Source organism: Alphaproteobacteria bacterium (assembly GCA_024244705.1).
GTDB lineage: Bacteria > Pseudomonadota > Alphaproteobacteria > JAAEOK01 > JAAEOK01 > JAAEOK01.
Window position 1 is genome coordinate 1 of sequence record JAAEOK010000104.1, and the last position, 4,139, is coordinate 4,139.

The window sequence follows — 4,139 nt, forward strand, 5'->3', positions numbered from 1 at the left end:
CGCGTCTTCAACTCATACGACGACATCGTCGACCACTGCTGTGACGCCTGGAACAAGCTCATCGATCAGCCCTGGAAAATCATGTCGATCGGACACAGGCAATGGGCACATAGGTCATGATCAACGGGATTTGGTATTAGATAATGAGCATCATCGCGGCCATTCGTATTCGGTTGCACAAGAAATGCCCAAAGGGCGTTGACTTCAAGCACAATTGCCCCCGTACGATCGAATCTTGCACATCTCTGTTTGGCGATCGTTTTGACTGTTCCGAATTTTCAGTGTTTACTTGAAGATCTAGAATAAACTCACCATTGACGGTCGAGGGAGGGGTCGAGATCGCGCCGGGCGCCGGGTGAAAGGAGACGACCATGCGAGTTTCCATACCTTCGGCATTCGTCGCGATTGCCGGTCTTGCACTGACGGCTGGTTGTGCTCTCATTCAGGGCCAGGTCGCCCAGAATCCACCCGAGCATTACATCTGCTCGGACTTCGAGGTCGATGAACGCAATGTCATCAACCCCAAGCGGGTCACGTTGCAGGACCAGTTCGGCGGGATCAATGCCCGGGTCCGATTGATCAAGTACCTGTGCGCGCCGGCGTTCAAGTATGTCAACGGCAAGTACACTTTGCCCAAAGACTTCCGGGGTCCGCACCTGGCCTGCTATGAACTCCGCCGCAAGGATCCGGACAACAACCTCAACATTCCGGTCAAGATTACCAACCAGTTCGAGACCCGCGGGCTGAACGGCGTCGTCGGCAACCGTCAGCTGCTGTGCGTGCCGTCGGCGAAAAAAGTGATCGCCGGCGACAAGGATCCCGAGTTCGACCGCGATGCGGAAATCAAGAAGGTCGAAGCGGCGCTCAACCACTTCGTGTGTTCGGATTTCATCCCGCGCGACGAGGACCCCGAGCACGGCCGCTTGGATATCTTGATGGGCGACCAGTTCGGTCCCCTCACAGGACCGATCGACAAGCCCGACTTCCTCTGCGCACCGGCCAAGAAAACTTTTGACGGCAAGGAAAAGAAACCGGGTGGCGGATTCAACGCGACCCACCTCGCCTGCTACAAGTTTCTCGAGGATCGAGCAGTGGCGTTCCCCAAGAACGTCCTGGTCATCAACCAGCTCGACAGGGTGCCGCAGCGTGGCAAGCCGATTAAGCGCTACATGTTCTGCGTTCCGTCGGAGAAGACGCGGCTGTAGGACACGGTGCCGGCGCGGCGATTGAGGCCGCGCGCCGCGACGCGCTAATCCAGCACTTCGATTTCGTCGTCGCGACGCATCACGCCCTCGACCATGACGGCGCCGTAAACGCCCGCCGTCCGGTCGTGTTCGCGCACGACCTTGGCCAGAATCTCCCTGTTTTCCTCGGCGGTGTCGGGATCGATCGTAATCATCTTGCAGCGCGGATCGCGTTCGAGGATCGAGACGACGACCTTCGACCCGATACGAAGCGTCTTGCTTACATGCCCATTCTCGGAAAATCCGGCCGCCGGTGCGAGATCCATATAGATGTTGGCGCGAAAGCGCCGCGCGTCGAGCGCCATCCCGACCTCCTCGCCGAGCTGCCGCGCGGTCTGAATCGAGAACAGCGAGACCGGGCGGCAGTCGGTCGTGGCGCGGTCGGACCGGACCAACGCGAGTTCGTGCCCATCGCCGGCCCTTTCCTGGAGCCCCCGGATCAGCGCCGGGTCGTCGATCGCGAGCACGGCGCCGGATGGTGTTTCCACGTCCACCGCGAGGTCGTCCGCATCGCCATAGAGCGGCGTGATGCCGGGATCGATCGCCGCGGCGGCGGCCAGATTGGGCGGCGTCCGAGCCCTTTCCGGATGGCGGAACCGCGGGCTATGGAGCAGCATCGCACCGAGCTCGCGCCCCGACAGCCAAGGAAACCCGGTCGGGCCGGCGGCGTCTCTGAAGGCGAACAGGCGATCGCCATAGAACCCGGAAAATCCGACATAGGCCTCGTCCATGGCCTCGCCGCGCATGCTCTTGACCGGATAGCGCCACAGGCTGTCGACTGTTCCGATGACCGTCATGTTTTGGCGCCGCCTTCGAGGGTGTGGATCGTCCCGACGATCCTAGTGGCGACGGTCGCTACGCCGTCAACGCCGGATTGGTGTTGCCGTTGGCCGGCCGCTCGCGGTAGGGCGGCAGCCAATCGACCTTGGTCCGGCGGCCGCGGAAGTGGAAGCCGAGATTGATGCGCGGCTGGTCGGTGTTGTTGAAGAACGAGGCGTGGACGGTAAGCGTATGGACCAGCATGACGTCGCCCGGCTCGACGACCAGCGCCACCGAGTCGCGGAACGACGAGATGTCGCAGACCAGGTTCTCGAGACCGAACTCGTCGCGCTCGACGTCGTGGTAGATGCGTCCCAGCCGATGGGTTCCGGGAATGACGTGGATGCAGCCGTTGTCTTCGGTGCCGGCGGTGAGGGCGACGAAGGCGGCCGCCACGCGGCTGTCGCTCATCTCCCAATAGACGCCGTCCTGGTGCCAGTGCTTGGTCCGGCGCTCGCCGGGCAGCTTGCTAAAGCAGAAGCTTTGCAGGAGCTCGGACGGCCCGTTGACCATTTCGATCGCGCCCGTGACCGCGTCCGAACGGAAGAAGGCGTCGATTGCCGGGCTCTTGAGATGGATATCCTTCTGCGAGCGGTGGTTGTCGCGCAGCAACGCCTCGACATCGGGAGCGAGCGCGGCGCGGGTCGCGGCATCGACGCGGCCGCGCAGGATGAGATATCCGTTGTCGTTGTAGAACGCCGCCTGCTCGGCCGAGAGCCCACCGCCCGCCACCGCCGGCTCGAAACATCGGCGGTCAATGAAATCGTTTATCGCCATAACGGTTATTCCTCACCGGCGCCCGACGCGCCTTGGTCTTCGACAGCGAGGCCATTTCAGCGAAATTCCGCGTCCGCCGCAAGGTGATCCATCGTCGCAGGGGCACCGCGATCGCGGCATGGTGCTTGAACTCCGGCGCCGAAGCCGCCACATATCGCTTTCATGAGCACGACCGATTCCAATTCCTGGCACGGCACGACGATCCTGACCGTCCGCAAGGGCGGCAAGGTGGTCATCGCCGGCGACGGCCAGGTGTCGATGGGCCAGACCGTCCTCAAGGCCAACGCGCGCAAGGTGCGGCGCCTCGGCGACGGCCAGGTGATCGCCGGCTTCGCGGGCGCCACCGCCGATGCGTTGACGCTGTTCGAGCGCCTCGAGTCCAAGCTCGAGAAACATCCCGGCCAGCTCACCCGGGCCTGCGTCGAGCTGGCCAAGGACTGGCGCACCGACCGCTATCTGCGCCGCCTCGAGGCGCTGATGGCGGTCGCCGACAGCGACGTCTCGCTGATCCTGACCGGGACCGGCGATGTGCTCGAGCCCGATGACGGCCTGATCGGCATCGGCTCGGGCGGCATGTACGCGCTGGCCGCGGCGCGCGCCTTGGTCGACCGCGACGATCTCGACGCCGAGGCGATCGCGCGCAAGGCGATGGCGATTGCCGCCGACATCTGTGTCTATACCAACACCAATTTGACCATCGAATCGTTATGACCGACTCCACCGCCTCCGCCTTCACGCCGCGCGAGATCGTCTCCGAGCTGGACCGCTTCATCGTCGGCCAGAACGATGCCAAGCGCGCCGTCGCGGTGGCGCTGCGCAATCGCTGGCGGCGCCAGCAGCTGGCCGAGGATTTGCGCGAGGAAGTGCTGCCCAAGAACATCCTGATGATCGGCCCGACCGGCGTCGGCAAGACCGAGATCGCGCGCCGCCTGGCCAAGATGGCGCAGGCCCCGTTCCTCAAGGTCGAGGCGACCAAGTTCACCGAGGTCGGCTATGTCGGCAGGGAGGTGGATTCCATTATCCGGGACCTGGTCGATATGGCGGTCAAGATGACCCGGGAGGAGGAGATCGAAAAAGTTCAGCCTCGAGCCGAGGATGCGGCTGAGGAACGCGTTCTTGATATCCTTCTGCCTCCGGCCAGAAGTGGAAGCGGCGACTGGCAGGATGATGACATGCGGGATGAAGGCGGCAGCGGTGACGGGGCCGCGCGCCAGCGATTTCGAAAAATGCTGCGTGAAGGGAAGCTGGACGAGAAGGAGATCGAGGTCGAGATGTCCGCTTCCGGTATGGGTGTGGAGA

General features: G+C 63.1%; 6 protein-coding genes. 4 read left to right on the plus strand and 2 right to left on the minus strand.

Features of this window, described 5'->3' with window-relative positions:
* Together GY791_19580 and GY791_19585 are read left to right on the plus strand one after the other, a co-directional pair.
* Positions 1–120 (plus strand): IS630 family transposase (locus GY791_19580; GenBank protein ID MCP4330602.1); only part of this gene is annotated, 120 nt, incomplete at its 5' end.
* Between the two features lie 251 nt (positions 121–371).
* Positions 372–1,205, plus strand: coding sequence for a hypothetical protein (locus GY791_19585; GenBank protein MCP4330603.1), 834 nt, complete (start codon positions 372–374; stop codon positions 1,203–1,205).
* A gap of 44 nt (positions 1,206–1,249) precedes the next feature.
* Here the strand turns inward: GY791_19585 and GY791_19590 are convergent, their stop codons facing one another.
* Together GY791_19590 and GY791_19595 are read right to left on the minus strand one after the other, a co-directional pair.
* Positions 1,250–2,041, minus strand: coding sequence for an MOSC domain-containing protein (locus GY791_19590; GenBank protein ID MCP4330604.1), 792 nt, complete (start codon positions 2,039–2,041; stop codon positions 1,250–1,252).
* Between the two features lie 58 nt (positions 2,042–2,099).
* Positions 2,100–2,840 (minus strand): phytanoyl-CoA dioxygenase family protein, encoded by a 741-nt coding sequence (locus tag GY791_19595; GenBank protein MCP4330605.1) that lies wholly within the window; start codon positions 2,838–2,840, stop codon positions 2,100–2,102.
* A 162-nt stretch (positions 2,841–3,002) separates the two neighbouring features.
* Here GY791_19595 and hslV point away from each other — a divergent pair, with 162 nt between their 5' ends.
* Both hslV and GY791_19605 read left to right on the plus strand, forming a co-directional pair.
* Entirely contained in the window at positions 3,003–3,551 is a 549-nt protein-coding gene (gene hslV, locus GY791_19600) for an ATP-dependent protease subunit HslV (GenBank protein MCP4330606.1), read from the plus strand.
* Positions 3,548–4,139 (plus strand): AAA domain-containing protein (locus GY791_19605; GenBank protein MCP4330607.1); only part of this gene is annotated, 592 nt, incomplete at its 3' end. The genes hslV and GY791_19605, both read left to right, overlap by 4 nt.